A 26264-nucleotide genomic window follows, 5' to 3' on the forward strand; every position below is an offset into this window, starting at 1 on the left:
CGCCCGATCATCATGCTGACGCTGATCAGGGATGCCCAAATCGTCACCCAGAATGCAGAACGACAACTCGTCCGGGGAGACATTTTGATCAGGGATGGCAGGATCGAGCAGGTCGGAGGAACGGTGAGCGGCTCGGCCGACATGGAGATCCAGGCGTCAGGGGACATCGTGCTCCCGGGGCTAATCAACACCCATACTCACGTGTCCATGGCCATCCTAAAGGGGATCGCCGACGACCTACCGTTCCCACAGTTCCTGGATCGCTCGTTCAAGGTAGACGCCCAGCGCACCGAACGCGACATTGAGGCGGGGGCGGCCCAGGGGTGCCTGGAGATGATACGCTCGGGGACCACCACTTTCCTTGACCTGTACTACTCCCAGGACATCATCGCCCGGGCGGTGGAGCGCGCGGGGATACGGGGCATCCTGGGGTGGGCGGTGCTGGACCAGGAGTACACGACCCAGAAGGGGGTCCCCCTGGATAACTGTGCCCGGTTCCACCGGGAGTTCCGGGGCCGTCCTCGTATCTATCCTGCGGTGGGGCTGCAGGGGGTGTACGTGTGCTCAACCCAGACCTTCCTGGCCTCCCGGGACTATGCCCTGGAGAACGATCTGCTGCTAGGCTTCCACTTGTCGGAGACGAGGAAGGAGGTCTCGGATTGTAAGCGCAAGGAGGGCAAGCGGCCGGGGGACTACCTGTCCTCTATCGGCTTCCTGAACGACCACTGCGTGGCCGCCCATTCTGCGTGGTTGACCATCAACGAGGTCCGTCAGATGGCATCCGCGGGCGCCCGGGTCTCCACATGCCCGGTATCGAACATGAAGCTCGCCACCGGCGGGGTCGCCCCCATCCCCGAGATGCTGCAGAACGGGGTCACCGTGTCCATCGGGACGGACGGTTCGACCACCAATAACAGTCTGGACATGTTCGGGGAGATGAAGTTTCTCTCCCTCCTCCAGAAGGCCAACCGATGGGAGCCGACGGTGTTGCCGGCGCAGAAGGTGCTGGACCTGGCGACCATCGACGGCGCCCGGGCGGTGCGCATGGACCATCTCATCGGTTCCATCGAGGTGGGGAAGCGGGCCGACCTGATAATCATGGACGGCAAGGCTGCTAACCTTCGGCCCGCGCGCCCGGAAACGATCGTCTCCAATCTCGTCTACTCGTCTTTCGGGACCAACGTGAAGACGGTGTTGTGTGATGGCGCGGTAGTCATGAAGGACTACAAGGTCGAGACTATGGATGAAGAGAGGACGCTCGCGGAGGCGGAGGACGCCGCCCGAGCCCTGCTCGGATGATGATCGCTCGACCGCGGGAAACGGGCTCAAAGAGGGATATGAGAATGAGGTGGTCCCGACTCCCGGATTTGAACCGGGGGCCTGCTGATATCGGCGGCTGAGGACCGGAAATTCCGGTAACCCACTACAGTCAGCCGCTCTAGCCAGACTGAGCTAAGTCGGGGGTACACACCCTATTACGGATAGTGTATTTAGACCTTCGCCTGACCTCCGTCCGGTCACGGCGATGGCCAGAATGCGAATGCAGGACTGGCCATCCCCACTCTGCGCTAATAATTCTTCATCTAAGAATTTATATATAGTTCGTCGTTTATACTCTTGTCGGACAAAAGAGGTCGGAACGACCTCTCGCGTTGCCATGGTGAGGACATGGAAGAACCAGGGTTGGAGAAGGTTACGATACGCCTTCCGGAACGTTACGTTCGGGCATTGGACTTCCTAGTCAAGGTAGATGATTTCCCTTCCCGTTCGGAAGCCATCCGGGCGGCAATACGGGATTTTGTCTACGAGCGGGTGGACGTTGTCATGGACAAGGTCAAGAAGATGGAGGAGGCAGAGAGAACGCTCGAGGCCATGGAACAGTTCGAATCTGAATACCTAAGGAAGTAGGGCTCAAAGATGGGATGGGATGCACACCAGAAGTAAGCCTGCCTTCGAACCTCCCCCATACTTTTTTTCTTATCTGGAGCGGACCGTTCCGCTCCTTCCTCCGCTCTGATGGGCGATCGGCCTGAGCAGGAAAATTAAAAGGAAAAGGGTCCAGGGACCGTTCATCCGATGTAACCGAGGTCTTCGCGCTTCGGTTCCGCCGGCGTCTCGATCTCCTTGAGCTTCGAGGTGATCAGGTCGATCTGCTCAGCCTTGGACACCAGGTCGGCGAAATCGATGGAGACTCCCAGGATCTCGGCGAGGATGCGTAGCACCGCCTCGGCCCCCTTGGGGTCGACGAAGTAGCCCGAGGTCTCCCCCATCAGGCACACGGCGTCCAGCCCGTAGATCTTGCTCATCCCCAGAAGCAGGCCGCTGGCCCCCACGATGCCGGAACCAGGCTCGCCCTTTGAGAAGATGACCCCTTTGGTCTTCATTGCTTCCACAACATCCTTGCTGGTGGCAGCCCCCAGGACCCTGGGTTGCTCGACCATCTTGCCGATGCCGTAGCCCCCGAGGGTGTAGATGGTCTTGACTCCCCATCCCCGGCAGAGCTGCATGATGTGGTCGGAGAGGTCGTACTGGCCCTCCGGAGTTAAGCCCTGGTAGTCCCCGACCAGGATTATGAGGTCGGGGTGCTTGCCGTCGGCCTTGGAATAGTACAGCTCGTTGTTGACGAGCTTAATCACTCCGTCATCGTCGACGATGACCTGAGGGGGGAAATAGGATGAGTAGATGTCCGCGAACTTCGTGGCCTTGAGCTGGTCCAGCAGGTGCTCTGCGGCCAGCTTTCCCACGTTCCCCACTCCGGGTAGGCCCTCCACCAGTACGGGCGCGTCGAACTGCGGTTCCTCGATAAAGACTGCCTTAATCTTTTCCACGACCATCACTCTCCTTCCTTAGTTTTCTCCGATACTCCCCGTAACGGTCCTCAGGGGAATACCTGGGAGGTATCGGGGTGTCCGTCCTGGACCCACAGCGAGAGCACTGATCCGACAGAGTGTACTCCACGCACTGGGGACATTTCCTGAGCGAAGTCTTCATGCTTCAACCTTGCAGGTGTGATCCGGCCGCGGTCGTGCCGGCTCACCAGCCACAACACATGAATTAACCGCTATTTTCATTTTGCCTCGCGGTGGAAGCTCGCCTTCCCCCCGCAAGCCTGCAGGTTCGCGATGATGTTGCTGGTGACAGCCTTCATCTCCTCTTCTGCGGTCTTGTAGTCCGCGGCCGCCACCACCACCCGGTACTTCGGTGCCCCGATGTACTGTATCTTGACCTGCTCCTTCGAGGAGACGATCCCGGCGATCAGCGCGTCCTTGATGCGATCCACGCCGTCCGGCTGGAAACAGGTCATCTCCATGTAACCGTCGATTTGCACGAACGAGGGCGTTACGTTTTCCTTGGCAACATCGATGAAGGTCTTGGTCCAGTCGCCTTCAAAGCCCTCCTCGGTGAGGGACCCGGGATTGGACGCCACTGTCTCGAACGCCCCGAACAGGGTCCCGAATTTATCTATTAGATCGTACCCGTACTGCTCGTAGTTCGCTTCCTTGCTGGTGCCCAGACGCTCGGCCACGATCTCGATGAGCTTGTCCGCCTTGTTCTCGTTCTTCCACTGCTGGATCTTCTCCCTCTTTTGGTGCTCGTTGACCGACTTGAGGGAGAGGTCGATGTGGCCCTTGGACGAGTCCACGCCCAGAACCTTGCACACGACCTTCTGTCCTTCCCGGACGAAGTCCCGAATGTACTTGACCCAACCAGTAGCGACGTCCCTGATGTGGATAAAGCCCTCTTTACCGCCGTACTCGTCCAGAGAGACGAAGGCTCCGAAGTTCTTGACGTTCTGGACCGTGCAGACGACCAGCTCGCCCTCCTCAGGGAACTCGCTTTGGCGCACCATTCTTAATCGACCACCTCAACCAGCGTGCCGCGCAGCTCGCCCGCGCCCCCCCTCGCCTTGACGAGGGTGGAACCGCAGACGTTGCAGGCAACGTTGGTGGCGGGGTTCTTGAAGGTTATCTGCTCGTTGCCGCAATCCGGGCACTTGACCTTGATGAACTTGCCAGTGTGTACCTCAGCCATGGAAATCACTCCTCCAGCTCGAACTTCTTGGCCCTGAAGCAGGGCCTCTGGATGGCCTTCTTGCAGGTCTTGCAGCGGTAGCGGAGGGCGACCCTCTTGGTGGGCTTCTCCCTCCCCTCGGGCTTGGGCCTGGGAAATCCTCCGTATCCCGAGGTGGCCCGCCTGAATCTCCTCTGCCCCCACTTGAGCTCGCTGGCCTTCTTCTTCTTGACTCTCTCTACTTCATGATCGGTGTGAGACTTGCACCAGGGACAATAGGTTTTGACAGTGTGAGGCATCTTCATAGTAACACCTTACGAGGTGAGGACTCCTAATACGCATTATCTATTTAAAATATTAGCAATCTCGGAGGGGGCCCAGAACGACAATCTGGCTTAGCCTTTTTTGACCATTCCCGCCCGGCCGGCCGGCGACGTCTTCCGGCGCTCCCGGAGCGCTCCCCCCGGCCGCCGGGAGGACCCATAATTCTCCCTGGGCGGAACGCTTATGGACAAACCAGCTTATTAAGAATCATGAAAGATAGCAATATTTTGGCATGCCAGATGCTCAGTTGCAAATTTTGATATTATGATGACGATACGAATGGAAAACCTTTTACTGGCTTGGAGAGGCCGCTTATTACCGCTTCGTGAAATAGAAAGTCATATATATGCTTCGATTAATAATTGATTAAGATAAATTATGAATGAAAGAGGATTCACGAAAAAGGACGAAACCCTCGTCAAGCTCCTCATGCGCACCGACATGCCAAAAAATGTCGCTAAGACCCTAGTGTTCCTGCGCAAGAAAGAGGAGACCACCTCGGTGGAGATCGAGATATCGACTGCCCTAAGGCAGCCGGAGGTCTCGATCGCGATGCAGGAGCTCCGTCGGCGCAAGTGGGTGATTAAGAGGGACATCAAGAAGGAGGGCAAAGGAAGGCCGGTGCACTCGTACAAGCTCGCTCTACCGTTCGAGAAGATCATCGAGATCCTGGAAAAGGAGGAGATGAAGAGGATCGAGGAGATCCAAAACAACATCAAGGCCCTGAAGCAGGTCGCCCTGCAACAGGCCTAGTCCTTTTCCTTTATTATCGTCCCACCTTCCGTTCCGACGACCACACAGGTCGCCAGCCCGATGAAGAGGCCGGTCTCCACAATCCCGGGGATCGATGCCATCTCCGAGTCCATCCCCTCCGGGTCATTTATCGCTTCGAACTTGCAATCGTAGATGACATTGCCGTTGTCAGTGATGAACGGCTGCTCGTTCCCGCCCCTCAACAGGGCGGTACAGCCCATGGCTTCCAGCGCTTTCTTGGTACGGCGGTGGCCGAACCTGATGACCTCCACCGGCAGCGGAGTCTTGACCCCCAGGACGTCGACGATCTTGGAGCCATCGACGATGATGACCTCCCGTCGGGAGTAGTAAGCGACCATCTTCTCCCTGAGCAACGCCCCGCCTAATCCTTTGATCAAGCGGAACCGGGGGTCGACCTCGTCCGCACCATCGATGGTCAGGTCGATCCTGTCTACCTCCTCCAGGGTAGTAAGAGGGATGCCCAGGGAGCGGGCCTGCTTCTCAGTCTCCACCGACGTCGGTACCCCCACCAGGCGGTAGCCGTTCTTGACCAGTTTTCCTATCTCATCTATCGCCAGGCGGGTCGTGGACCCAGTGCCCAGCCCCAGAATCATACCGTCCTCGACGAACTCCACGGCCTTGCGGGCCGCTTGCATCTTGAGTTCGATCATGCCCGCACCCCGAACTCCTTCTCGATCTCCCTGGTCAGCTCATCGATGATGAACGCGTTGACCCTGGTCCCCAGCTCGGCGGAGGCCGAGGGAGCATCGCCGACGAAGCCGTCGGGCATCGACCGTTCCGGGTCGGACACGATCATGTAGCCCTGGCTCACATATTGGCCGATCTTATCCTGGGGCGACACCAGGGCGGGGGCGATGGCCATCACCCGGGAGGTCTCCACCTTGCCCCCGTGCCCGTCCCCTCGCTGGTCCTCGGGGAAGTGCTTGGCGATATCGTAATCGGTGAGGAGCATGATCTTGACGTGGTGCTCCTCCACGATCTCCACGCACGCCTGCCTGAGAGCGTTCATGTGTGAACTCCCGGCGTGGCCGCTGATGACCACCAACTTGTCCGCCCCGTTGGCGATCAGCGAGTCCAGGATGTCCCTGACCACATGGATGGTGGTGTCGAAGCCCAGCCCGATGGTCCCCGGCATGTTCCTGGTGGAGGAGTGGAAGGCGTACCGCAGCGGGGGTGCCACTAGGCCATGCACCCGCTCGGCCACCGCGTCGGCGATATATTCCGGCTGCAGGGAGTCGGTGCTCAGAGGGAGGTGTGAGGAGTGGGCCTCGGTTGCCCCGATGGGCAGGAATATCACCGGGCGCTTCTTCATCACCTTCGCGAACTCGGTGGAGGAGAGAGAGTCCAGGCGCATCAGTGGGACCTCCGCTTGGACAGGTCAATCAATTGAGTGCCGCAGACCGGGCAGTTGCCCTTCTCCAGGGCGTCCTGCCCGAACTTCTCCTTGAGCTCCTGGTTGAGCTTGGCGAGATCATCGGTCCTGATGCTGCGGTCGCAGCGGGGGCAGTACATCGTCCGGCGCAACGGATTGCCCGGTTCTAATATTTGCCGGGGGCAAGCTTAAGGCCCGGACCCGTGATAATCCCCGTTATGCGCTTGGCCGCCCTGTTCTCGGGAGGAAAAGACTCCGTGTTCGCCGCCTACCTCATGGAGCAACAGGGACACTCCGTAGATGTCCTGGTCAACGTCCGGCCTAAGGACCCCCATTCCTGGGTGTTCCACACTCCCAACCTTAAGATCCTTCCTCTGATGGCCGAGGCCATGGGGAAGGAGCTGGTGGCGGTGGACTCTTCAGGTACGGAAGAGGATGATCTGCGGGCTCTGGGAGACGCTCTTTCCCTGCTTGACGTCGACGGCGTGACCACTGGAGCCATCGCCTCGGACTACCAGTGGGATCGCATCAATCACGTCTGCGAGGGCCTGGACCTCAACGTCTATTCTCCATTGTGGAGGAAGGACCAGGGCCTGCTGATGGAAGAGCTGATCGATGCCGGGGTCAGGGCCATCATGGTCAGCGTATCGGCCGACGGCCTCGACGCCTCGTGGCTGGGCCGGGAGATCGACCGTCAGGCGCTGGATTCCCTGCGGGCCCTGGCGCGCCGCAAGGGGATGAACCTCGCCGGGGAAGGAGGAGAGTATGAGACCCTGGTCCTTGACTCCCCCCTGCACCGGAGGGCGCTCAGGATAATGGAGACGGAGGTGGAAAGCGGCCGGGACTCCGGTCTGCTTCGAGTGACCAGGGCGATGTTGGAGGATAAGCAATGAGCGGTCACAGGTTCCCTGCCGGGGATAAGAGGAGATTAGACAACGAGAACCGTAGGAAGGTACAGCCCCCGGAGGGGATCGTGGAACGCATGGCCCCCTCCCCCGGCGAGGTGGTCGCCGATCTGGGGTGCGGCCCCGGATACACCGCCCTTCCTCTAGCCCGGCGAGTGTCGAAGCTCTACGGGGTGGACGTCCAGCAGGCTATGCTTGACGCCCTCATGGAGAACGTCCCTGCGGACCTTAAGGACCGGGTCGTCCCGGTACAGGGCGAGTTACCCAGGATCCCCCTTGGGGACGGCTCCATCGATCGTGCGGTAGCCGTGAACGTCGTCCACGAGATAGAAGACCTCTCGCTCTTCGAATCGGAGCTTCGCCGGTGCCTGCGCCAGGGGGGAAAGCTGAGCATAGTGGACTTCCCCAAGCACGAGACGAGCTTCGGGCCCCCGCTGTCCGAGCGACTAAGTGAGGAGGAGATGGTGGCCAAGTTCCCGTACTTCCGCAAGGTCAAGGCTTGGCAGTACCCGGAGTTCTATCAGCTGGAGATGGAGCTGTACTGAGCTGCAGCTCCGAACAGACCTCCAGTAACTCATCGTAGTCTGGTTCCGAAGCGTGATCCTCGGTGAACCAGAAATACCTGACCCTGCGCTCGCGGTCGATGATGTACACCGCCCTCAGGCACCGACCCAGCATATATCCCGAATGAATCTCCTCACCGACCAGCACGCCCAGGGAATCGCTGACTTGGCCGTAGTAGTCCGACAGCAGGGGGAAGGTGAACCTCATGTGCTCCTTCCATGCTGAGTGGGTGATCACGCTGTTGGTCGATATCCCCAAGACTGTGGCGTTCAATGCCTGGAACCGGGGCAGTAGGCTCTGCAGCATCTTGAGCTCGACGGCACACATGACCCCGAAGTCCGAAGGGTAGAAGGCTAGCAAAGCGGTGCCTCTGGACAGCACCTCCGAGAGGCGTACGGTCCCTCCGAACGCCTCCGGGAGCTCGAAATCGGGGGCCGTGGCCCCCACGGCGAGGGACTTGGCGGTCAACGTCCCTACATATCGTGTGGGAGGTTCTTATGACTTGGGTTGTGGCTTGCAGCCATGACTCCCCCCGACCTAAGCCTCCAGCCGGTTCTCGGCGCTGTGCCGGGCTTGGGCCACCAGCACGCCGATGACCAGGGTCACCGCGGCCAGGGGGAGCCCGACGATCAGGGGGTCGATGACGTTGAACGGGGCGCCCAGCAGGGTCACCTGGTCAAACAGGGCTTTGCAGATCCCGAGCTGGGAGGCCTCCGCAGTGTGAACGAATACGGTCCAAAGGAACCAGGAGGTCGCCCCCACCACCAGGGACAATTTAGCCGGCATGGCCAGCGGTTTCTTGGAGTACAGTCCGTAGGTCAGCACAGGCAGGAAGGCGCAGGCGCACAGGCCCATGAACATGGCGGTGGCGCGGGCGATGATATTAGCGGGCATGACCAGGGCGAGGACCACGGATACCACGATCATGATCACCGTTCCGATTTGAGCGATCCTCTTCGAGGGCTGGTCCCGCTTGGCGATGTGCCTGTAAAGGTCATAGCCAGCGGTGGTGCCCATGGTGTGAAAGATCGAGCTGAGGGTCGACATCGCTGCCGCCAGCAGTACCAGCATGAAGATGACCACGAAGAGCTCAGGCATCGCCGAGTTGATGTACAGGGGAATGATGTTGTCGACGTTCTTCCCGGCAGCCTCGTAGGCAATCTTACCGGTGTTGTTCCAGAACCACACGTTGGTCAGAGGGCCGACGGTGAAGGCCACCCCAGTCATCATCAGCAGGAAAGGACCGCCAACGGACACCGCCCGGTTGATGGACGCATCGTCCTTGGCCGAGAGGAATCGGACACTGAGCTGCGGCTGCGCCAGCACGCCGATCCCCACTCCCATGACAATCGTCGTCACCAATGTATACCAGATGCTGGAGCCGAGGTCGGGCATGGCCGTCCACGAATGAAGGCCTCCGTTCTGCAGGAAGGTCGGGATCTGCGGCGACATGTTGGTAAGAGAGGTAAAGCCCTGCTCCACGCCACCTATGCTCATGAAGGTGAGCACGAGTAGTAGAGTCATACCCACCAGCATGAGGACGCCCTGCATGGCGTCGGTGTACATGACTGCGATGAGGCCGCCGGTGACCACATAGGCAGCCGTGACAAGGGCAAAGCCCAGCACCGACACGTAATAGTCGATGTTGAAGGTGGTGTGGATGAACCAGGCCCCGCCAATGATGATCGCCGCGCAGTACAGAGGCATGGACAGTAGGATCATGACTCCGGTGGCATACTGCATGAAATTGGAGTTGAACCGCTTGCCCAGTAGGTCGGGAAAGGTCACCGCCCCTAGACGGTGGCCTATGTCCCTCGTCCTCTTGCCGTACAGGATGAATGCGATGAGGACCCCCAGGCCGATGTTCAGGACCGTCAGCCAGATGAGGCCGGACCCGTACAGCGCGGCGATCCCGCCGAACCCGACGATGGCGGACGTAGAGATGAAGGTGGCGCCGTACGACAGTCCCAGTATGATGGGGCTTACCTTCCGGCCGGCGATCATGTAGTCGTCTGCCGCCTTGGTGTGACGGTAGCCCAGATAGCCGAGGAACATCGTTGCCAGGAGATAGACCGCGGTGCAGATGGCGAAGACCGTGGTATCAACCATGACGCTCGCCCTCCGCGTTCCTCTTCAACCAACCATACAGTACACAAACCACCGCTAGCCCGATGGACAGCGCGTAGCCAAGGACGATCATAAGGTCGTCTATGCCCAGCATACAATTACCCCAGATAACTCGCTAGGTGATTTGAGATGGAGTATATAAAGTCTGTGCTACATGATAACAGGGGCCAGGGTAGCATGTAGCAATGCCCCTGCTGGCCCGAAAGCACATCGATGTTTATACACCGCATGCCGGAATAAGACCTTGTACCGCAGGACCTATACGATGCTCATCAACCAAGGTCTCGATCTCTATCGCGCACAAAAGTTCTGGGAAGGGTACGAGCTCATGACCGAGAACGCCGACCACGATCACCTGAACGACGCCCAAGTCTGTGATTTCAGGCTCTTCTGACCGAGGCGAAAATGGAAAAGGGATGCTGGTGAACCCAAGAGTGCCTTGGTGGGGATGAGGACATCCCGAAGGTCACCAACAGATCAAGGTTCCAGCGTCTAGCCGATGAATGTATGGAGAAGTCATTGTGCTTCACGGTAACGTGCAGAACCTGCTATGTGCCAGGAAGACTGGTCAGGGGTCAATGAGCGGGGGTACGACATCGCCTTCATGTAACTCTCCAGCTTGCTCTTCCCACACTTTCGTGCGGAGCGATCTAGAGGTGAGAGCGAGAGGCTTGATAGGGTAATTGCAGCGGCTGGAGGCTATAGGGAGTGGGACGATCGCACGGTGGTGCTAGCCCGCTTCTCCACAGAGGGAGAATGGCTTTTTCGCAACCATGGCCAGGGTCGACGGGCCGGTCCCGGTCGGCCCCTGGCTGCTGGAGATCCACGAGTGTGCGGGCACCAATGGAAACCTCCATCGGCCCCAGTCCATACGCGTCTAGGGTCCAGGCGTTCAATCGACGAGAAAATTATCGATATGTGACGGGTAAAGGGCCATGTAGGTGGACTCAGGATCGACCCTTCGTCTCGAACCGCCGGCCTCCAGCTTCTCTTGGTAGAGGTCGAGGAGGATGTCTTGGAGCACTGGAGTGGGGACTATGTAAATGCGTTCGTCCCCCTCCTGAGGTTGCCTGATGAACGCGTATCTCGAACGGAGGCCAGCCGGGTTCCGTTTGCCTATGAGCCTTTGACCGCCATCATCCCCTTGGATGTCGAGGAATGGACTGACCTTGAAGTACCAGAAAAACTCCCCGCCCCTCTTCTCGCTGGCGATGACTTTGATTGATTCCATCTCCAGGAAGCGGTCCATCTCCTCCACGCTCATCCCCTCCCGATAATGGGGATTGAGCCTCCGGTTGACGATCTGCTTACCATGCGAGTTGATCTGGATCGGTTTCCTATGATATGGCATCCTGAACCACTGACCTACTATGCTTCTGGCGCTAGGCCAGCATCCAGAGCTCACGCTGCTGTGCAGGCACCTCTGTATATCGATGCAGGCCTCCGACTTCCGCCGAGCCTGAAGAGTCATAGTGATACTTAAAACTCGGTCACCCCGCTGTTTTCGCCCTTTCATCCGGCTAGACGAAGGGCGGTGTAGTCCGCCACTCCGAGGGCCGCAGCAGTATAACTATCAGCCTTACCAATACTTGGAATGGTCCGTTGAGCTACCTGCACCGTCCGGGCATGGATGCAGGTATCCCGTTCGGACCAGGGAAGTTAATGCCGATGGCGCCGAACCCCATGAACATCAAGAGACCGACGGTCCCGGACAAGCAGCAGTCCTGGCTTTTGTTCAGCACCATGCTCCAGGGGGTGGTGTTCCAGGATGCGGAGGGCCGGATAGTATCGATGAACCCCGCAGCCGAGCTGATCCTCGGCCGGTCTCCCGATGAGTTCGTGGGCGGGTCCTCCGTAAGCGAGGAGCAATATACCATAAGGGAGGATGGCACCCCCTTCCCGGGATTGGAGCATCCGGCGATGGTTTCGCTGCGGACCGGCCGCGAGGTCGCCGATGTGGTGATGGGAGTCTACAACCATCGGGAAGAAGCGTACCGTTGGATCCTAGTTACCGCCGTGCCGCTGTTCCGGCCGGGTGAGGACCGACCGTATCAGGTCTACACTATCTTCAGGGACATTACTGAAAGGAAGAGGATGGAGGAGCAGAGGGCTTTCCTACTGAAGCTCAGCGACGCGCTGCGGCCGCTCAGGGACCCCGTCGAGATTCAGCGAACTGCGGCGCGGGTCCTCGGAGAGCATCTTGGGGTCGCCCGCGTGGCGTATGGGGAGGTGAAGGGGGAGGAGAACCATCTCGCTGTCGAGAGGAGCTATTATGCTCCCGGGGTCCAAGAGATCGCCGATCAGCTGCGAATGGTGGACTTCGGGACGAACCCGCTCTCGGCGTTAAGGGATGGCACCACCATCATCGTCGAGGACGTGGCCTTGACGGATGGTCTCTCCAGTGAGGAGCGAGGCAGCTATCATCGCCACGGGGTCGCCTCGCTCGTCGGGGTGCCGTTGATCAAGGAGGGTCGTTTCGTCGCCGTTCTGCTCGTCCAGCACTCCGCGCCGAAGCGGTGGACGGCACTCGATGTTACTCTGGTCGAGGAGACCGCGGACCGCACATGGTCCGCAGTGGAGAGGGCGAGGGCGGAGGAAGCGCTCCGGGAGAGCGAGGCCAAGTTCCGGGACATCTTCAACTCTACGAACGACGCCATCTTCGTGGCCGACCCGGAAGGTTCGTTCCTAGAGGTCAACGATGCAGCCTGCCAACAACTCGGTTACACTCGCGAGGAGATGCTCAGGTTAGGGCCGTCCCGCATCACCACGCCGGAGATATCGGTCCGCGTCCCGGTGGACATCAGCGACACCATCGGCAGCGGGCACAAGATCTTCGAGAGCGCCCATATGACCAAGGACGGCCGCCGCATACCGGTCGAGCTGAGCACCCGGACGATCTCATTCGGGGGCAGGAAAGCCATCCTCGCAGTGGTTAGGGACATAACCGAGCGCAAGCGGTACGAGGAGAAGATCAAACGTTCCAACGCCGAGCTGCAGCAGTTCGCGTACGTTACTTCACACGATCTGCAGGAGCCTCTAAGGATGGTGACCAATTACCTCCAGCTATTGGAGAGGAGAGAGGGCGGCGAACTGGATGAGACTTCCAGGAGATACATAGGGTTCGCCGTAGACGGGGCGAAGAGGATGAAGGCCATGATTGACGACATTCTCACCTATTCCCGGGTCGAGAGCAAAGGGAGCTTCCTCGAGCCGGTAAGCATGGATGCAGTCCTGTCCATCGTTCAGAAGGATCTCAGTATCGCCATCTCCGAGAGCGGGGCATCGGTGACGCATGGCCCTCTGCCGACGGTCATCGCGGACAAAGGTCACATGATCCTGCTCCTTGAGAACCTAGTGGGGAACGCCATCAAGTACCGCAGCGTGGCCGCCCCCCAGGTCAACGTATCGGCCCGCAAGACCGACGAGGAGTGGGTCTTCAGCGTCCAGGACAACGGCATTGGCATCGACCCCAAGTACCAGGAGAGAATATTCCAGATGTTCCAGCGGCTGCACACCAGGGACGAGTACGAGGGAACGGGGATGGGACTGGCCATAGCCAAGAGGATCGTCGAGCGCTACGGCGGCCGGATCTGGTTCGAGTCGCGTGCGGATCGTGGCTCTACCTTCTTCTTCAGCCTGCCTGTGGATCCACACCGATGAGGATAGCCCCATAGCTATCCCGCTCCGTCGGCTCAGAATGTTATCCGTGCTCAATTCGCACCTGGATCTCGGCATTCGGGAAAGGCAGATTGCACGACGACCGGTGTTTTCTCGTTTTTCCATTGAAACTCAGGTGCTTTCTTTAATAGGATGTCCTCCCGACCGCACCAGACATGAGCGAGCACCGCGGGACGGATGCGACAGAGGTCCATCACCGACTAACTATCATCGTGATCATTGCTACGCTCATCTCCGCGGTCGGAGGCATACTTTTCGGTTTCGACACCGGAGTCATTTCCGGCGCCATCCTCTTCCTGCAACAGGAGTGGCATCTTACCACGGGAGAGGAATCGATTGCCACCAGCTCGGTCCTCATCGGAGCGATCGTCGGGGCCATCCTCGGCGGGTACATGGCCGACCGGTTCGGTCGAAAGATCTCAGTCATCATCGGGTCGGTCATGTTCATCGTTGGCACGCTGATCGTCGTGGTCTCCGACGGTCTCACCGTGTTCGTGCCAGGCCGGATCCTTATCGGCATGGCCATCGGGCTTGCCTCGTTCATCGTCCCCATGTACATCTCCGAGCTCGCCCCCAGGCGCATCAGGGGGGCCTTGGTATCATTCAACCAGCTGTTCGTCACCGCCGGCATCCTGATATCCTACGCCGTGAACAACTACTTCTCCGCCACCGGGGACTGGCAGGCCATGTTCGCCGTCGGGTTGATCCCCGGCGTCATCCTCCTGGTGGGCATGGCCTTCATGCCGTTCAGCCCCCGGTGGCTCGTATACAAGGGAAGGAACGACCAGGCCAAGAAGGTGCTGCAGCGGGTGCACGGGACCCAGGATGTGCAAGGGGAGATTAACCAGATCGAGAAGGAGATCAAGGTCGAGACCAAGGGGCTCAAGGCCCTTCTGGCTAACTTCGTTAGGTATCCGCTCATCATCGGAGTGGGCCTCGCCATCTTTCAGCAGATCACCGGGGTCAATACCATCATCTACTACGCCCCCACCATATTCCAATATGCGGGTTTCGGATCAGCCTCGGCCTCCATCGCCGCCACCACCGGGGTGGGGGTCGCCAACTTCCTGGTTACCGTCCTCGCGGTCCTGATCGTGGACCGTGTAGGCCGCCGGCCCTTGCTTCTCATCGGCATCGCCGGCATGGTCATCTCCCTGGTCGTCCTGGGGGCGGGGTTCGCCCTCAGCTCGGGTACGACCGGGGGAACGGTCGGGACGGTCACCGCCCTCAGTCTCATCGCCTACATCTCATTCTTCGCCATCGGCCTGGGGCCGGTCTTCTGGCTACTGATATCCGAGATATTTCCTCTGGAAGTGAGGGGAACGGCCATGAGCGTGGCCACCGTGGCCAACTGGGGTGCCAACTTCATCATAACGCTTACCTTCCTCCACCTCGTGGAGCTGCTGGGGCAGTCGGGTACCTTCTGGCTATTCGCCGCGATCGGAGTCGTCTCCTTCATCTTCGCCTGGCGGCTCACGCCCGAGACCAAGGGGCTGAGCCTGGAACGCATCGAGGAACACTTCAAGAAGGGCGGGCACCCCCGTGACCTTAGGCCGCCCCGGCCGTGAGTTGGTCACGGGTAGCTTTCCGCGTCATTGCCGCGGTTCAGTGAACATGACTGAGCGATGGCCCCCCACGATCGGCCCGCACACCCCGAACTCACCGTTCATCATCGGCTGCCAGCATCCCTGCTCCACCTCGCCCAGCCCAGCCAGGTATGCGAAGTTGATCGCTGTATGAATCACGCCCAGGTGCGAGAACGCCTGGGGGAAGTTACCGAGCTGCTCCCCCGTCCGGGGGTCCAGCTCCTCGGCGAACAGGCCCAGCGGGCTCGCCCTCGACAGCAAACGATCGTAGATCCTCCGGGCCTCCTCCAAGCGGTTGGCCAGGAGCAGGGCGCTCACGAGCCAGAAGGTACACAGAGTAAAGGTGGCCTCCTTGCCCGAGAGGCCCTCGGGAGCGTTGTTATACCGATAACAGAGGTCGTCGACCACCAGGTGCTCCATCGTTGCGTCGAGGGTCGAGAGCATGCGGGGGTCCGTGCCGTCGATGAACCCTATGACTGGGAGCATCAGGTTGGCTGCGTCCAGATACTCGTCCTCGAAGGATTGCTTGAAGGCGTGGAGCTTATCGCTCCATCCCCGAGTCATGATGGCTTCGCGGATCGCCTCCTTCTCTCCCTTCCATCGATCAAAGTTTCCTTCGAATCCCAGGGATTCGCAGATCTGGATGCCCCGGTCGAGGGCGAACCACAGCATCGCCTTTCCATAGACGAAGTTGCGCCGTCCGCCCCGCACCTCCCAGATGCCGTTCTCCGGCATCTTCCAGTTGTCGCATATCCATTCAAGTCCCCTCTTCAGCCTCTCCCCGTCCTCGAATGGTTTGAACAAACCCAGGCGCCACACGAAGTACGCGGCCCCATACAGCTCCCCCAGCACGTCCAGCTGCAGCTGGTCGGCGGCCTCGTTGCCAATGCGCACCGGCTTCGAGTCCCTATACCCCCGCAGGTGCTCCAGCACCTCTTCCTCGGTCCGTCCATGGGGGACGATGGGATAGAGTATCTTGAGGTCTCCAACGGTCGCCCGGTACACCCAGCTGGTGTAGTGCTCGACGAAATCGGAGTAGCCGGCACGGACCAGGCTGAGAAGGGAATAGGAAGCGTCACGGAGCCAGGTATAACGATAGTCCCAGTTGCGCTCGCCACCTATCTCCTCGGGCAAAGAGGTCGTCGGCGCGGCGACGATGGCCCCGGACGGTGCATAGGTCATCAGCTGCATGATCAGGGCGGAGCGCACGACCATATCACGGTACGGTCCGTTGTAGGTGCACTTGTCCGCCCAGGCCACCCAATAGTTCTGGGTCGAATGAAGGGAAGAGTAGATGGAACCCAATGGGCTCTGGTCGATGTCGCTGGCCAGGGTGAAGTAGAACTGCTCTCCCGGGCGCACCATGAAGGTCTGGGCGAGGGACCGGTCCTCCTCGTCCACCAGCCAGCCCACCGGCCCCGTCAATATGAAGTTGTCGATCGACGTCTCGTTCCCCCTAAGATCGATGGCGCACTTATCCCGGGCGTAGTTAGGTCTGGGTCGACAGAGGCTCGTCGTCTCCACGTTCCCCTCCAGCCCCCTGACCACTCGGATCAGCTTGCCCGGAGGGCCACCCTCCATCTCCTGCTCGGCCCAGGACATGTCCATGAAGTCGAGCACAGCTATCTTTCCCCGCGGGCCCACGAAGAAAGTCTCGAGGATGTTGGTATCCTTCAGGTAGCGGTGATAGCTTTTAAACTCGGAGGTCGGCTGGATGGACCAGCTTCCACCCAGCTGTGGGTCCAAGATCTTGGCGAAGATGGACGGAGAGTCGAAGCGGGGCCAGCACAGCCAATCGATCGACCCAGCGCTGTTTACCAGGGCGGCCGTATGCCTGTTGCCGATAAGCCCATAATCTTCGATCGGTCGATAGTCATCGGTGGTCGAACTTGTCAGCGGAATCACGTCTCCTTTTTACCAGCCAACATAGCTCGACTATGATGATTCGGGATGGCCGGTCGACGTGTGTTGCTAGGAGTCACTATATACACGTTTCAGCCAGTGGCGGCGGTAGGGCCCTCTCTCCGCCACGATCGGATACATTGACTAAAGGATAGCGATGGGCCTCTGGCTCACGGCCGACCGTTCAGGATATCGGTCACTTCGGCGACCTCCCTAGGATAGGACTTGGTCAGCCTCTTTTTCTTTAAATTTTCCTTGACGATCCATCTGATATCCGGGTCGGAGGTATGGGCGATTCGGTCGATGTACCTGAAACCCTCACCCGGGCACTCGCTGACCACGACGCTGAGGGAGTAGCCCAATGCCTGTCGCAACGTCCTGAACCCCTCATCCTTCCGGTTCCCGGACCTTTGGACCTCTGCGATTGCCCCCTTGTGCAGGTCGAGGGCTCTTCGGGCCAGCTCCGGATCCTTTAACAGGGCCGGTTCGGCGACGCCCGCCATCGCCGCCCTCATCCTGAGCCACTCCCCGCTCTTAATCCAGCTTTCGAGCTCGGTCATCACTGCCCGACCATCCTTCGCGATCATGCGCTGAAGGCCCATAGCCACCGCCTCCCGTGTCCTCCATCGAGGGTCGTCCGCCATCTTCCTGAGGAGAGCGAAGGCCTTCTCGTCCAATCCCTCCTGAGCCGACGCAATAGCTCCGATGGCCACCGTGCCGCAGAAAGGCACCATCTCCATCGGGTCGTTCACCGGAGCAGCCTCCGGGGGGATCGCAGCCATGTCGGCGGCGAGCTTCCAGATCTTGATGGGCTCCTTGATAGACATCTCGCCCGCCAGGTCGGCGAAGGCTTCGGCCATCTCCAGGTTGCCGCGCGGACCTGGCAGGTTGCTATTGGAGGCCAGGTAGTTCACGATCGTCCTGTCGTCGCCGGCCAGATAATCCAGAATGCTCTCCCTTATCTCGGACTTGTAAGTTACCTTCCTATTCATCGCATCCCTCGTCGGGCCGATCATCAAGAACTTATGTCCAGATAAATTCTCGCGAACGCATCTGACGGTCGGTGCGTGCTTGTTATGGGTTCCTCAGACACCCTGACGGTTCGACCTCATCATCGCTTCCTACCGGTGATGTCCATGCTGATGATCATTACCGAGCTAACCTTGCCACTCCTCCTCTTATTGGTTCAACCGTGATGACGAACTCCTGTTGGTCAGGATGTCGATGGTATCCTTTCCGACGAATTCCATCTCAGTCTTGTTGATCACCTCGGACGTCGCGGCCTCTCCGGTCCTCGAGGAGATGAGGCCCTACTTCAAGGACATGCGACCATCCCCCAGGGCGCCTGAGATCGTTACTTTGGCGGATGGCCGATGTGGTTAGGTGGATATTTAAATTCACGATCGACCCGCCGATGGAGGCAATGCATCGCCCTAACTGGCTCCTTCCGGACCGGAAGCAGGATACTTACATTAATTTCAAGAAATGATGCTCCTCTCGTTTCTTTAGGATAATAAACCTTAATAGCCACCGGCTACGGTAATAGATGGGGGAACCCAGTTCGCTGGCGGGGTCGGCGGGTTCTTGGAGGTGCGGGGTAAGTTGAGGATCGCCATCATCGCCTGTGACCACTTCAAACGGGAGCTGGAAGCACTTACCGAAGGGGACGGCGACTTCGTTCTCCATGAGTATTTGGAATATCATTTGCACGAGAATCCTAAGGCCCTGAGAGAAACAGTCATAGATCGGATCGATTCGCTGGAAGGTAAGGTTGACGCCGTCCTCCTGGGCTATGGTACCTGCGGATCGCTTAAGGGCGTCGAGGACCGGGTGAAGGTACCAACGGTTATGTTCAAGGCTGACGATTGCATCGCCGTGTACCTCACCCAGGAGGTGTACGATCGAGAGAAGGAGAATGTGCCCCTGACCTACTATTCGACCCCATATTTCTCGGAGATGGACATGGAATGGCACCACGAGGACTGGAATAGGAAGATGGGCATGGACCTTGAGGATGAGATGTTTCATTCCATGTTTACCAAGCTCTTCGATGGCTACTCCCGGAGCATCTATGTGCATACCATCGGGGAACGGGAGTGCTTCGAGAGGAAGGCCAAGAAGTTCGCGGACGAGCTGTCGTTGCGCTTCGAGTCCCGGGACGGGACGCTGACAGTGATGAGGGAGGCCATAGAGCAGGTGAAAGAGCTTGCCCGCCAGACGATCGGCAGTAAGGAGGCCGTGGAATGATGGTCCACTATGTGTTGGAGGAGCGGGAGGCATATTGCAGTTCAAGGGGGCATACCTCTCGGAAGGGCGAGAGAGCGGAACGAACGGTTATGAGGACGATGGAGGTGGGGATATGAAAGACCCGTATGGACTGATAGATGACTTGGCGGCAGGGGTAATGGACGACCACCAGAAGGCTCGGCCGGAGGTCTTCGCCTCCTACAAGGGTGATGCGAACGACCCCTGGTTGGAGGAGACCAAAAAACAGCTGACGTTCCTATTCGACGCCGCGGTCATGGACTCCCCCCAGCTGTTCATCAATTACATCAGCTGGGCCAAGGTAGTGCTCAAGCACACCGGGGCCCCCTCTGACCTTCTCTACGAAAAACTGCAGCACATGCGCGAGCGATGCCGGTCGGAGCTCGAAGGCCCGTTCGCTGCCAAGGTCGATCACATCCTCCAGTCGACGCTGGAAAGATTTCCGACCATGCCTGAGTCCGCCCCCCGGTACATTGATGAGAACGAGGAGATGGGCAAGGTCGCCCTGACCTACCTGGAAAATGTTCTCCAAGGCGACCGGAGCAAGGCCGAGGAGACGATCCGGCAGGCCCTGGCCCGAGGGTTGCCGTTCAAGGACCTGTACCTAAACGTCTTCCAGCGGACGCAGTATGAGCTGGGGAGGCGATGGCAGGAGGGACTGATCAGCGTGGCCCAGGAGCACCTGGTGACCGAGGTGACCCTTCAGCTCATGGCCCAGCTCTACGCCGAGATGTGCCCCCGGAAGGTGGGAAAGGGATCCATCGTGGTCACTTGCGTGGGCAATGAGATGCACGAGGTCGGCGCCAGGATGGTCGCCGATTTCCTGGAGGTCGACGGTTGGGCCGTCAGCTTCCTCGGCGCTAACACGCCGCATCCGGACGTCGTATCGATAACCAAGCAGAGGCAAGCCAAATTCCTTCTGGTCTCCGCGACTATGGCCTATAACGTGAGGCGAGTGAGGGGCCTCATACGGTTCGTGAGGGGAGATCCCGAACTCGGCGACATCAAGATCGTCGTGGGAGGGTACCCCTTCAACAACGTGGAGGGGCTGTGGAAAGCCATCGGGGCGGACGGTTTTGCCTCGGACGCCCTGGAAGCCGTACAGGTCGTCAACGACCTGGCGAAATGAGGCGGGCCATGGCCACTAGGTCACACGTGTGAGCGATAGCACCGCGGCGAGAGGGCGGTCAGTGTCTCTTTCTCCCCTTCCAAATTGCCACCAGCGCGATCGCTCCGATCCCGAGCAGGGCGACCAGAGGTAGAACGATAGGATCGAGACCGCCGTTCGGAGCATCGGCGGTAACAGCATCGATCTTCAGATCGCCCATCTCCTGCACCTGACCCGCGGTGACGTTAACGGCCATGGTCCTCACCACGAACCCCTGGGCGGTTATGGTCATAGTATAATTGCCAGGAGCAAGGGCGGTGAACTTAAAGTGCCCACCGGCATCTGTAATCATCACATCGCCGTTGCTCAGGGCCACCGTGGCATTGGAGATTGCGTTGCCCCCTTGATCGCGCACCGTGCCGGAAATGCTCCCCATATCATTCACTGTAGTGAACGACCACTCCACGCTGAACGCTTGACCTCCCACTTTGGTGCCGGTCACATTGACCGTGTAGGTCTGACCCGGATCTAGAGAAGGGGACGTCGAAGTCGCGACCTCGCCGTTCCAGGACAGCGTGGCCGGAACACCGTTCACCGAGATGTGGACCGAAGCGTGGGTCACCGTCTCATTGAACGACACGACGACCGTGCTGTTGAGCAACGCCCCCGGACCGATCGGCGACACGCTCATCGCCGGGGCTCCCGGGGCAACGATGAAAGTGACCGAGCCCTCCTCCGAGTTACCGGCGTTGTCCGTCGCCCTGACCTTTGCGGTGTGCGTACCGGCGGTCAGCCCGCTGAGGGAGCGGGAAGCTCCCTGCACCCTGATCCATGCCCCATCGTCCACGCTGACCTCCGTCCGCGCGATGCCGGAGCCATGGTCGGTGGCGGCCCAGTTCAGGGACAAGGTACTTTCATTATGGACCGTTCCCCCGACCGGAGAGGTGATGGCCAGGGTTGGCGGGGTGGCGTCGACGACGATCGACGCATCGGCAACAGCCTTCATCGTTTCACCGTGAGCGGAATTGCCTGCGATGGTGAAGATCTGGTACTGCCCGTCACTGGGAGCCATGAATGTGATGGGCGCGCTGCCGAAAAGGCCATCGGGATGCCCGTTGTCAGTGTACAGATTCCATCCTCCGTTCCCGGTACGGTAGTAAAGGGAGAGATGGTCCGCGTTGGTCCAGGTCGCTGGCACCTGTACGGTCCGGCTGCTGTAGTATGCGCTCATGCTGCCGATCTTTGAGAATGGTGAGGCGGAGACGACGCTGCCTGTGGTGACAGTCACATCATCGATAAGCGCCCCGGGATAGTGGCCGCTGGATGAAGAACTTGACTTGAACTCCCACTCCATCCATACCGTCCCAGCCGGCAGGGAGACCGTGGCCATCTGCCAGCCGTTGCTGTCGGCCGAGGGTTGCTTCCAGACCATTGTCGTAGTGGCCCCGTTATTGGCGTTGACGCATAGGTAGTCGGTCAGATCACCGGTGTAACTGGCGTCCTGGGTCTTAGCCCAGTACCAGAATGTCAAAGTCATCCCGTCATAACTCGCAGCATTGGACGGTGTGAGCCGTACCCACGAGTCCATACCCGGGTCGGGGTAGCCATTCACGAGGTTATCGGCCCCATTGTTGGAGTTCGTTCCCAACTTGGCACAGTACAGGGCGGACTGGGTGGAGTGGGCGGTGATGTTGATGCCCGACCCGGTGGAGAGTATCCCCAGCCAGGAAGAGTTGGCCCGGCACCACAGGTCATCGACATGGCCTGCGGCATAGTCCCCGCGGGACCACCCTATCGGTTCCCAGGCGGTGATGAAGAATCCCACCCCCTCAAAATCGGTCGAGAACACCGTCGCCGGGGAGGAGGCGCTGCTTTGGCCGACCGGCACGATTACAACGAGCAAAATTGCGGCCACAAGGGCCGTGCAGGGGAGTACCCAGATGCGTCCCACAGGGGGAAGAGTAAGATCGAGGATATATACAATTAGTTTTTGTTAATACGAGAACACGTTATCGGGCCACAGCAGAACGACTCGTCGTACAGGGGCCAACGTTCCACGCTGTGCCCGATTCAAGTACGGGACGGTGCCTCGATGAATAGATCGAGGCCTCTGACCCGTACTAACGATGGGCAACGTAGACCCTCTTTTTTCAACATAACGGAAGATGGAATGAATTCCTTAATAACCCCCGTTCGAATAATTTCTGCTGGTAATGGTAGGAGGTGAAGACGGTGCCGATGGCAAAGTTATTGGTCTGCGTGGATGGGTCACAGTATTCCGAGGAGGCGGTGAGGTATGCCGTGGGCATAGCCAGGGAACATGACTCAACGATCAACCTGATGTTCGTTTGGACGCCGCCAGCCTCGGCCGGACAGGAGATGGATATTCCCTTAGAGGTGCCCGATCAGGAGGTGGCCCGTCTGAGGGGAGCGGAGAGAATCCTGGATGAAGCAGGGTTGAAGCATCAGCTCGTGTTGGCCATGGGTAATCCGGCGGATGAGATATTGAGCGAATCGGCGAAGGGATACGACCTGGCGATCATGGGTAGCAGAGGCCTAGGGAGCGTGAACCGATTCGTCCTCGGGAGCGTGACCAGTAAAGTATCACGCAGCATCAAGATACCCCTTTTAATCATTCCACCCAAGTGAAGCGGCATCAAAGAATAGCATGATCTGAGGGTTACTTCGGCTTCGATCATCATCGAGCCATTGAACGATGGTATCAGCTCATGATACGTGTATTCCTTGATCATGTCGAGCCCATTGGTAAATCACATTGGGTGATTTTTCAGTGAGGATGACGAGGGCTAAGACGTTTGATGGTGGCGCTTGAAGAGCTATGAATATAGAGGATAGCCGGGTACTATCAGGATATGAAAAATGGTAATCTTCTACAGCATCACCTTCTTCGAGCCATTTTCCATTATCTCTAACATATTTGGAGATCTTTGCATCGGTCGCGCGTAGCATGATGTCTACGTAGAGTCTTGGAATATTCACCATGAAGTCTCCATCTCTATTCCGCCTGCTGATGTTATCAATCTCAACTCTCCGCCTAATGGGGCCGTGCCCAACATTTATTCGAACCCTCCTAGCGTCCAGCCACCTCATACTCGCATCGAGTTTACTTGTGGACAACATATCCAGTAGTCGAACCCCTCCTTGGTAACGGCCAGTATGATATCGTCAAGCCTGATCGCGACGTAGGCAGGTATCAGGGGAAAGCCAAGTGTGAAGAAGCTGCCTGTACTTGCTGTAATGAAGATAAAAACCGGTCGGAGAGGAAACACCTGACTTGAAGGGTGGCCCTGCGATGAAGAGATTCCCAATGATGGCACATAATATAACGATGGCCAAGTAGTATCGGTGGCCAATTCTTCCGTGAACGAAGTAGTGTTCTATTGCCACCATGGCAGTGCGCATTATTGTATCCAAGTTCCCTGGCCCGATGTGATCGGGAGAAATAATGGATGAGGGATGATCGGAGCGAAAACGTTTCACCCTTTTACAGAGCAGCTGCATAACCTCGTCCGCGATCCCCTTCCGTCGAATGAGGTTCCTGATTAAGAACCGATGAGGAAAACATTTTTTCAATTGTAGTGTTTATTTCACTAGATTGTAGAGCGTTATTGAGTTTATCCATTCTCATTATCAATTTCCAATTGACCGTTCTCGTGTTCAATGCGTATAAGCCTGCCGGGAAAGCCTCACTATCCAGATGATTAACCGGACCTTACGTGATCATAGAATCTCTATCGATGTAATCAATTTTGATTAATTAATGATATTAATATATATAAAGTATAAATTAATTTTTAGGATAGTGGGGTGTTTGACTGAGTAATCTCGATGTAACTCCAAACGATGCAAGTTCTGTAAATGAAAAGGAATCCAAAGAGAGCTCATATAAGATTAAGCAGCTCGAGGATAAGATATACCTCTATGAGCAGATCCTCGATTCTCTGCCTTGGCCGCTGTCGGTCACCGACATCAACATGAACTGGACCTTCATCAACAAGCCGGTCGAAGAGATGCTGAAGGTCAAGCGGTCCCAGGTCATGGGGCAGCCATGCAGCAATTGGGGCGCCGGCATCTGTAAGACCAAGAACTGCGGCGTCGAGTGCCTGCGGGCCGATAAGAAGATCACCTTCTTCGAGCAGGCGAACATGAACTTCCAGGTCGATGTCACCTACATCAAGGACCGAGAAGGAAAGAACATCGGCCACATCGAGATCGTTCAGGACGTCACCGCCAAGGCCAAGGAAGCGGAGTACCGCACCGCTGAGTTCGCCAAGTTGAAAAATAATCTGAAGAAGATGGCTGATGGTGATTTGAGTTTCGAAGCTAAGGCGGGAGAGGGGAATGCGTACACTCAATCCCTACATATGCAATATCAGGAGGTCAACGACAGCCTCGTTCAAGCCAAGAATTCCATCGAAGTGCTGGTCGATGATACCAAGAAACTCTCCCAGGCAGCAATCGAGGGAAAATTATCCACTAGGGTCGACGCTTCAAGACACAAGGGTGAGTATCAGAGGGTTGTCCAGGGCGTCAACGATACTCTAGACGCGGTGATGGAACCATTGAACTATTGCACGGATTACATCAGAGTGATGGCCAATGGTGAACACCAGGAGCTGATTGAAAAAGAATTCAGGGGCGATTTCAAGGGACTGGTGAACAGCATAAACGAGGTAAAGAGGCAACTGGTCCTGATGAATGAACAGTCCGAATTGTTAATCCAGGCAGCAAAAGACGGGCAATTGAACATCAGAGGAGACCTGACCAGGCTCAGAGGCGGTTTCGCTCATATCATTCATGGAATGAACGATACTCTGGACGCCGTAGTGGGACCGGTAAATTACGCCTCAACATACATCCAAGTGATGGCCAATGGCGAGGACCTGCCGGCGATCGACAACACATACTCAGGGGACTTCAAGATCCTCATGGCCAATCTGAACGATGTGCGGAATTCCCTCTATGCCTTACTCGAAGAGTCAGGAAAGCTGTCCAAGGCTGCGATCGAGGGAAAGCTCTCCACCCGCGGTGACGTGAACCGGCTTAAGGGTGGCTATGCGACGATAGTGCAAGGGGTCAACGATACTCTGGATTCAGTCATCGGCCCGATCAACGAAGCGATGCGTATCGCTGACGCTTACTCCAATGGGGACCTGACCGCTCGGGTGAGTATCGAGACCCAGGGTGATTTCCAACAGTTTGCCCGGTCGCTCGATCATATCGGGGAGAGCCTCACCGATCTATTGAAAGAGGTAAATGGATCGATAAGCTTGGTCTCCTCCACCTCGCAGGAGCTAGCCTCCTCGGCGGAGGAGATGAACGCCTCCACCGAGCAGGTCAGCGCCGCGATCCAGCAGATCTCCAAGGGAGCGCAGAACCAGTCTGCCCAGGTGGACGAGACGGCCAAGATCATGGAGGGTATGTCTTCGAATGTAACCCAGATCGTCAGCAGGTTCCAGAGCATGGCCGATGGCGCTAAATCTGGAGCGGAGAGCGCGGGACAGGGCAAGGCCGCGGTCGAGAACACCGTCAGGAAGATGCAGGAGATCTCAAAGGTCGTCGACGAGAGCGCGAAGGTCATCACCGTCCTGGGCAAGCGCTCGGAAGAGATCGGCGAGATCGTCGAC

At 58.1% G+C, this 26264-nt stretch carries 26 protein-coding genes and 1 tRNA gene; 12 read left to right on the forward strand and 15 right to left on the reverse strand.

What is annotated here, in order from left to right:
• Positions 1–12 precede the first annotated feature (12 nt).
• Positions 13–1299 (forward strand): amidohydrolase family protein, encoded by a 1287-nt coding sequence (locus tag SA339_02960; GenBank protein ID MDW5562161.1) that lies wholly within the window; start codon positions 13–15, stop codon positions 1297–1299.
• A gap of 50 nt (positions 1300–1349) precedes the next feature.
• Here the strand turns inward: SA339_02960 and SA339_02965 are convergent.
• Positions 1350–1462: transfer RNA gene (locus SA339_02965), tRNA-Tyr, on the reverse strand.
• A 155-nt stretch (positions 1463–1617) separates the two neighbouring features.
• Here SA339_02965 and SA339_02970 point away from each other — a divergent pair.
• Complete coding sequence (locus SA339_02970; protein ID MDW5562162.1) at positions 1618–1908, forward strand: ribbon-helix-helix domain-containing protein; 291 nt, start codon at positions 1618–1620, stop codon at positions 1906–1908.
• 161 nt (positions 1909–2069) lie between these two features.
• On the opposite strand, the gene SA339_02975 is transcribed toward SA339_02970, so the two are convergent.
• The 4 genes from SA339_02975 to SA339_02990 all read right to left on the reverse strand — a co-directional run bounded on the left by SA339_02975 (position 2070) and on the right by SA339_02990 (position 4316).
• The gene (locus SA339_02975) at positions 2070–2834 is read right to left on the reverse strand and encodes a proteasome assembly chaperone family protein (GenBank protein MDW5562163.1); all 765 of its coding nucleotides are present in this window, start codon (positions 2832–2834) and stop codon (positions 2070–2072) included.
• 233 nt (positions 2835–3067) lie between these two features.
• The gene (locus tag SA339_02980; protein ID MDW5562164.1) at positions 3068–3850 is read right to left on the reverse strand and encodes a translation initiation factor IF-2 subunit alpha; all 783 of its coding nucleotides are present in this window, start codon (positions 3848–3850) and stop codon (positions 3068–3070) included.
• A 2-nt stretch (positions 3851–3852) separates the two neighbouring features.
• The gene (locus SA339_02985; GenBank protein ID MDW5562165.1) at positions 3853–4032 is read right to left on the reverse strand and encodes a 30S ribosomal protein S27e; all 180 of its coding nucleotides are present in this window, start codon (positions 4030–4032) and stop codon (positions 3853–3855) included.
• A gap of 5 nt (positions 4033–4037) precedes the next feature.
• Positions 4038–4316 (reverse strand): 50S ribosomal protein L44e, encoded by a 279-nt coding sequence (locus SA339_02990; GenBank protein MDW5562166.1) that lies wholly within the window; start codon positions 4314–4316, stop codon positions 4038–4040.
• Positions 4317–4713: 397 nt separating this feature from the next.
• On the opposite strand from SA339_02990, the gene SA339_02995 reads away from it, so the two are divergent.
• On the forward strand, positions 4714–5088 hold the full coding sequence (locus SA339_02995) for an ArsR family transcriptional regulator (GenBank protein ID MDW5562167.1): 375 nt from the start codon (positions 4714–4716) through the stop codon (positions 5086–5088).
• Here SA339_02995 and rpiA read toward each other — a convergent pair.
• From rpiA to SA339_03010, 3 genes are read right to left on the reverse strand one after another with little or no spacing between them, the layout of a single operon-like run.
• Positions 5085–5759, reverse strand: a complete 675-nt coding sequence (rpiA, locus tag SA339_03000; protein MDW5562168.1) for a ribose-5-phosphate isomerase RpiA — start codon at positions 5757–5759, stop codon at positions 5085–5087. The genes SA339_02995 and rpiA overlap by 4 nt on opposite strands.
• The gene (locus SA339_03005) at positions 5756–6463 is read right to left on the reverse strand and encodes a creatininase family protein (GenBank protein MDW5562169.1); all 708 of its coding nucleotides are present in this window, start codon (positions 6461–6463) and stop codon (positions 5756–5758) included. Before SA339_03005 ends, rpiA begins: the two co-directional genes overlap by 4 nt.
• Positions 6463–6621 carry a hypothetical protein gene (locus tag SA339_03010; GenBank protein ID MDW5562170.1) on the reverse strand — a complete coding sequence of 53 codons (159 nt, stop codon included), beginning with the start codon at positions 6619–6621 and terminating at the stop codon, positions 6463–6465. Before SA339_03010 ends, SA339_03005 begins: the two co-directional genes overlap by 1 nt.
• A gap of 63 nt (positions 6622–6684) precedes the next feature.
• Here SA339_03010 and SA339_03015 point away from each other — a divergent pair, with 63 nt between their 5' ends.
• A complete protein-coding gene (locus SA339_03015; protein MDW5562171.1) occupies positions 6685–7374 on the forward strand; it encodes a diphthine--ammonia ligase in 690 nt (229 codons plus the stop codon).
• Positions 7371–7931 carry a methyltransferase domain-containing protein gene (locus SA339_03020; GenBank protein ID MDW5562172.1) on the forward strand — a complete coding sequence of 187 codons (561 nt, stop codon included), beginning with the start codon at positions 7371–7373 and terminating at the stop codon, positions 7929–7931. Before SA339_03015 ends, SA339_03020 begins: the two co-directional genes overlap by 4 nt.
• Here the strand turns inward: SA339_03020 and SA339_03025 are convergent.
• Together SA339_03025 and SA339_03030 are read right to left on the reverse strand one after the other, a co-directional pair.
• The gene (locus tag SA339_03025; GenBank protein ID MDW5562173.1) at positions 7879–8418 is read right to left on the reverse strand and encodes a redoxin domain-containing protein; all 540 of its coding nucleotides are present in this window, start codon (positions 8416–8418) and stop codon (positions 7879–7881) included. The genes SA339_03020 and SA339_03025 overlap by 53 nt on opposite strands.
• A 69-nt stretch (positions 8419–8487) precedes the next feature.
• Positions 8488–10059: a sodium:solute symporter family protein gene (locus tag SA339_03030; GenBank protein MDW5562174.1), complete on the reverse strand. Its 1572-nt coding sequence runs from the start codon at positions 10057–10059 to the stop codon at positions 8488–8490.
• A 262-nt stretch (positions 10060–10321) separates the two neighbouring features.
• Here SA339_03030 and SA339_03035 point away from each other — a divergent pair, with 262 nt between their 5' ends.
• Positions 10322–10471: a hypothetical protein gene (locus tag SA339_03035; GenBank protein MDW5562175.1), complete on the forward strand. Its 150-nt coding sequence runs from the start codon at positions 10322–10324 to the stop codon at positions 10469–10471.
• A gap of 498 nt (positions 10472–10969) precedes the next feature.
• Here the strand turns inward: SA339_03035 and SA339_03040 are convergent, their stop codons facing one another.
• A complete protein-coding gene (locus SA339_03040) occupies positions 10970–11428 on the reverse strand; it encodes a hypothetical protein (GenBank protein MDW5562176.1) in 459 nt (152 codons plus the stop codon).
• Between the two features lie 317 nt (positions 11429–11745).
• Here SA339_03040 and SA339_03045 point away from each other — a divergent pair, with 317 nt between their 5' ends.
• Positions 11746–13737 carry a PAS domain S-box protein gene (locus SA339_03045; protein ID MDW5562177.1) on the forward strand — a complete coding sequence of 664 codons (1992 nt, stop codon included), beginning with the start codon at positions 11746–11748 and terminating at the stop codon, positions 13735–13737.
• A gap of 173 nt (positions 13738–13910) precedes the next feature.
• Entirely contained in the window at positions 13911–15323 is a 1413-nt protein-coding gene (locus SA339_03050; GenBank protein MDW5562178.1) for a sugar porter family MFS transporter, read from the forward strand.
• Between the two features lie 24 nt (positions 15324–15347).
• On the opposite strand, the gene SA339_03055 is transcribed toward SA339_03050, so the two are convergent.
• Together SA339_03055 and SA339_03060 are read right to left on the reverse strand one after the other, a co-directional pair.
• Entirely contained in the window at positions 15348–17246 is a 1899-nt protein-coding gene (locus tag SA339_03055) for a glycoside hydrolase family 15 protein (GenBank protein MDW5562179.1), read from the reverse strand.
• Positions 17247–17413: 167 nt separating this feature from the next.
• Positions 17414–18235: a hypothetical protein gene (locus tag SA339_03060; GenBank protein MDW5562180.1), complete on the reverse strand. Its 822-nt coding sequence runs from the start codon at positions 18233–18235 to the stop codon at positions 17414–17416.
• 598 nt (positions 18236–18833) lie between these two features.
• Here SA339_03060 and SA339_03065 point away from each other — a divergent pair.
• Both SA339_03065 and SA339_03070 read left to right on the forward strand, forming a co-directional pair.
• Positions 18834–19490: a DUF1638 domain-containing protein gene (locus SA339_03065; GenBank protein ID MDW5562181.1), complete on the forward strand. Its 657-nt coding sequence runs from the start codon at positions 18834–18836 to the stop codon at positions 19488–19490.
• A 112-nt stretch (positions 19491–19602) separates the two neighbouring features.
• On the forward strand, positions 19603–20637 hold the full coding sequence (locus SA339_03070) for a cobalamin-dependent protein (protein MDW5562182.1): 1035 nt from the start codon (positions 19603–19605) through the stop codon (positions 20635–20637).
• A gap of 58 nt (positions 20638–20695) precedes the next feature.
• Here SA339_03070 and SA339_03075 read toward each other — a convergent pair whose 3' ends face one another.
• Positions 20696–22567, reverse strand: a complete 1872-nt coding sequence (locus SA339_03075) for a carboxypeptidase regulatory-like domain-containing protein (GenBank protein MDW5562183.1) — start codon at positions 22565–22567, stop codon at positions 20696–20698.
• A 287-nt stretch (positions 22568–22854) separates the two neighbouring features.
• On the opposite strand from SA339_03075, the gene SA339_03080 reads away from it, so the two are divergent.
• Complete coding sequence (locus tag SA339_03080) at positions 22855–23265, forward strand: universal stress protein (GenBank protein MDW5562184.1); 411 nt, start codon at positions 22855–22857, stop codon at positions 23263–23265.
• Positions 23266–23343: 78 nt separating this feature from the next.
• Here SA339_03080 and SA339_03085 read toward each other — a convergent pair whose 3' ends face one another.
• Positions 23344–23727 (reverse strand): hypothetical protein, encoded by a 384-nt coding sequence (locus SA339_03085; GenBank protein MDW5562185.1) that lies wholly within the window; start codon positions 23725–23727, stop codon positions 23344–23346.
• An 884-nt stretch (positions 23728–24611) separates the two neighbouring features.
• Between SA339_03085 and SA339_03090 the strand changes: the two genes are divergently transcribed.
• A partial coding sequence (locus tag SA339_03090; protein ID MDW5562186.1) for a hypothetical protein occupies positions 24612–26264 on the forward strand: 1653 nt, incomplete at its 3' end.

The sequence above is a fragment of the Methanomassiliicoccus sp. genome, assembly GCA_033485155.1.
In the GTDB taxonomy this organism is placed as follows: domain Archaea; phylum Thermoplasmatota; class Thermoplasmata; order Methanomassiliicoccales; family Methanomassiliicoccaceae; genus UBA6.

Bases quoted from the DNA above. Each gene is read 5' to 3' on its own strand.
- SA339_03060 (MDW5562180.1), bottom strand. From the start codon at position 18,235: ATGAATAGGAAGGTAACTTACAAGTCCGAGATAAGGGAGAGCATTCTG.
- SA339_02990 (MDW5562166.1), bottom strand. From the start codon at position 4,316: ATGAAGATGCCTCACACTGTCAAAACCTATTGTCCCTGGTGCAAGTCT.
- SA339_03045 (MDW5562177.1), top strand. From the start codon at position 11,746: ATGGCGCCGAACCCCATGAACATCAAGAGACCGACGGTCCCGGACAAG.
- SA339_02985 (MDW5562165.1), bottom strand. From the start codon at position 4,032: ATGGCTGAGGTACACACTGGCAAGTTCATCAAGGTCAAGTGCCCGGAT.
- SA339_03070 (MDW5562182.1), top strand. From the start codon at position 19,603: ATGAAAGACCCGTATGGACTGATAGATGACTTGGCGGCAGGGGTAATG.
- SA339_03080 (MDW5562184.1), top strand. From the start codon at position 22,855: ATGGCAAAGTTATTGGTCTGCGTGGATGGGTCACAGTATTCCGAGGAG.
- SA339_03010 (MDW5562170.1), bottom strand. From the start codon at position 6,621: ATGTACTGCCCCCGCTGCGACCGCAGCATCAGGACCGATGATCTCGCC.
- SA339_03005 (MDW5562169.1), bottom strand. From the start codon at position 6,463: ATGCGCCTGGACTCTCTCTCCTCCACCGAGTTCGCGAAGGTGATGAAG.
- SA339_02980 (MDW5562164.1), bottom strand. From the start codon at position 3,850: ATGGTGCGCCAAAGCGAGTTCCCTGAGGAGGGCGAGCTGGTCGTCTGC.
- SA339_03030 (MDW5562174.1), bottom strand. From the start codon at position 10,059: ATGGTTGATACCACGGTCTTCGCCATCTGCACCGCGGTCTATCTCCTG.
- SA339_03020 (MDW5562172.1), top strand. From the start codon at position 7,371: ATGAGCGGTCACAGGTTCCCTGCCGGGGATAAGAGGAGATTAGACAAC.
- SA339_02960 (MDW5562161.1), top strand. From the start codon at position 13: ATGCTGACGCTGATCAGGGATGCCCAAATCGTCACCCAGAATGCAGAA.
- SA339_02995 (MDW5562167.1), top strand. From the start codon at position 4,714: ATGAATGAAAGAGGATTCACGAAAAAGGACGAAACCCTCGTCAAGCTC.
- rpiA (MDW5562168.1), bottom strand. From the start codon at position 5,759: ATGATCGAACTCAAGATGCAAGCGGCCCGCAAGGCCGTGGAGTTCGTC.
- SA339_03040 (MDW5562176.1), bottom strand. From the start codon at position 11,428: ATGCCATATCATAGGAAACCGATCCAGATCAACTCGCATGGTAAGCAG.
- SA339_03085 (MDW5562185.1), bottom strand. From the start codon at position 23,727: ATGAGGTGGCTGGACGCTAGGAGGGTTCGAATAAATGTTGGGCACGGC.
- SA339_02975 (MDW5562163.1), bottom strand. From the start codon at position 2,834: ATGGTCGTGGAAAAGATTAAGGCAGTCTTTATCGAGGAACCGCAGTTC.
- SA339_03050 (MDW5562178.1), top strand. From the start codon at position 13,911: ATGAGCGAGCACCGCGGGACGGATGCGACAGAGGTCCATCACCGACTA.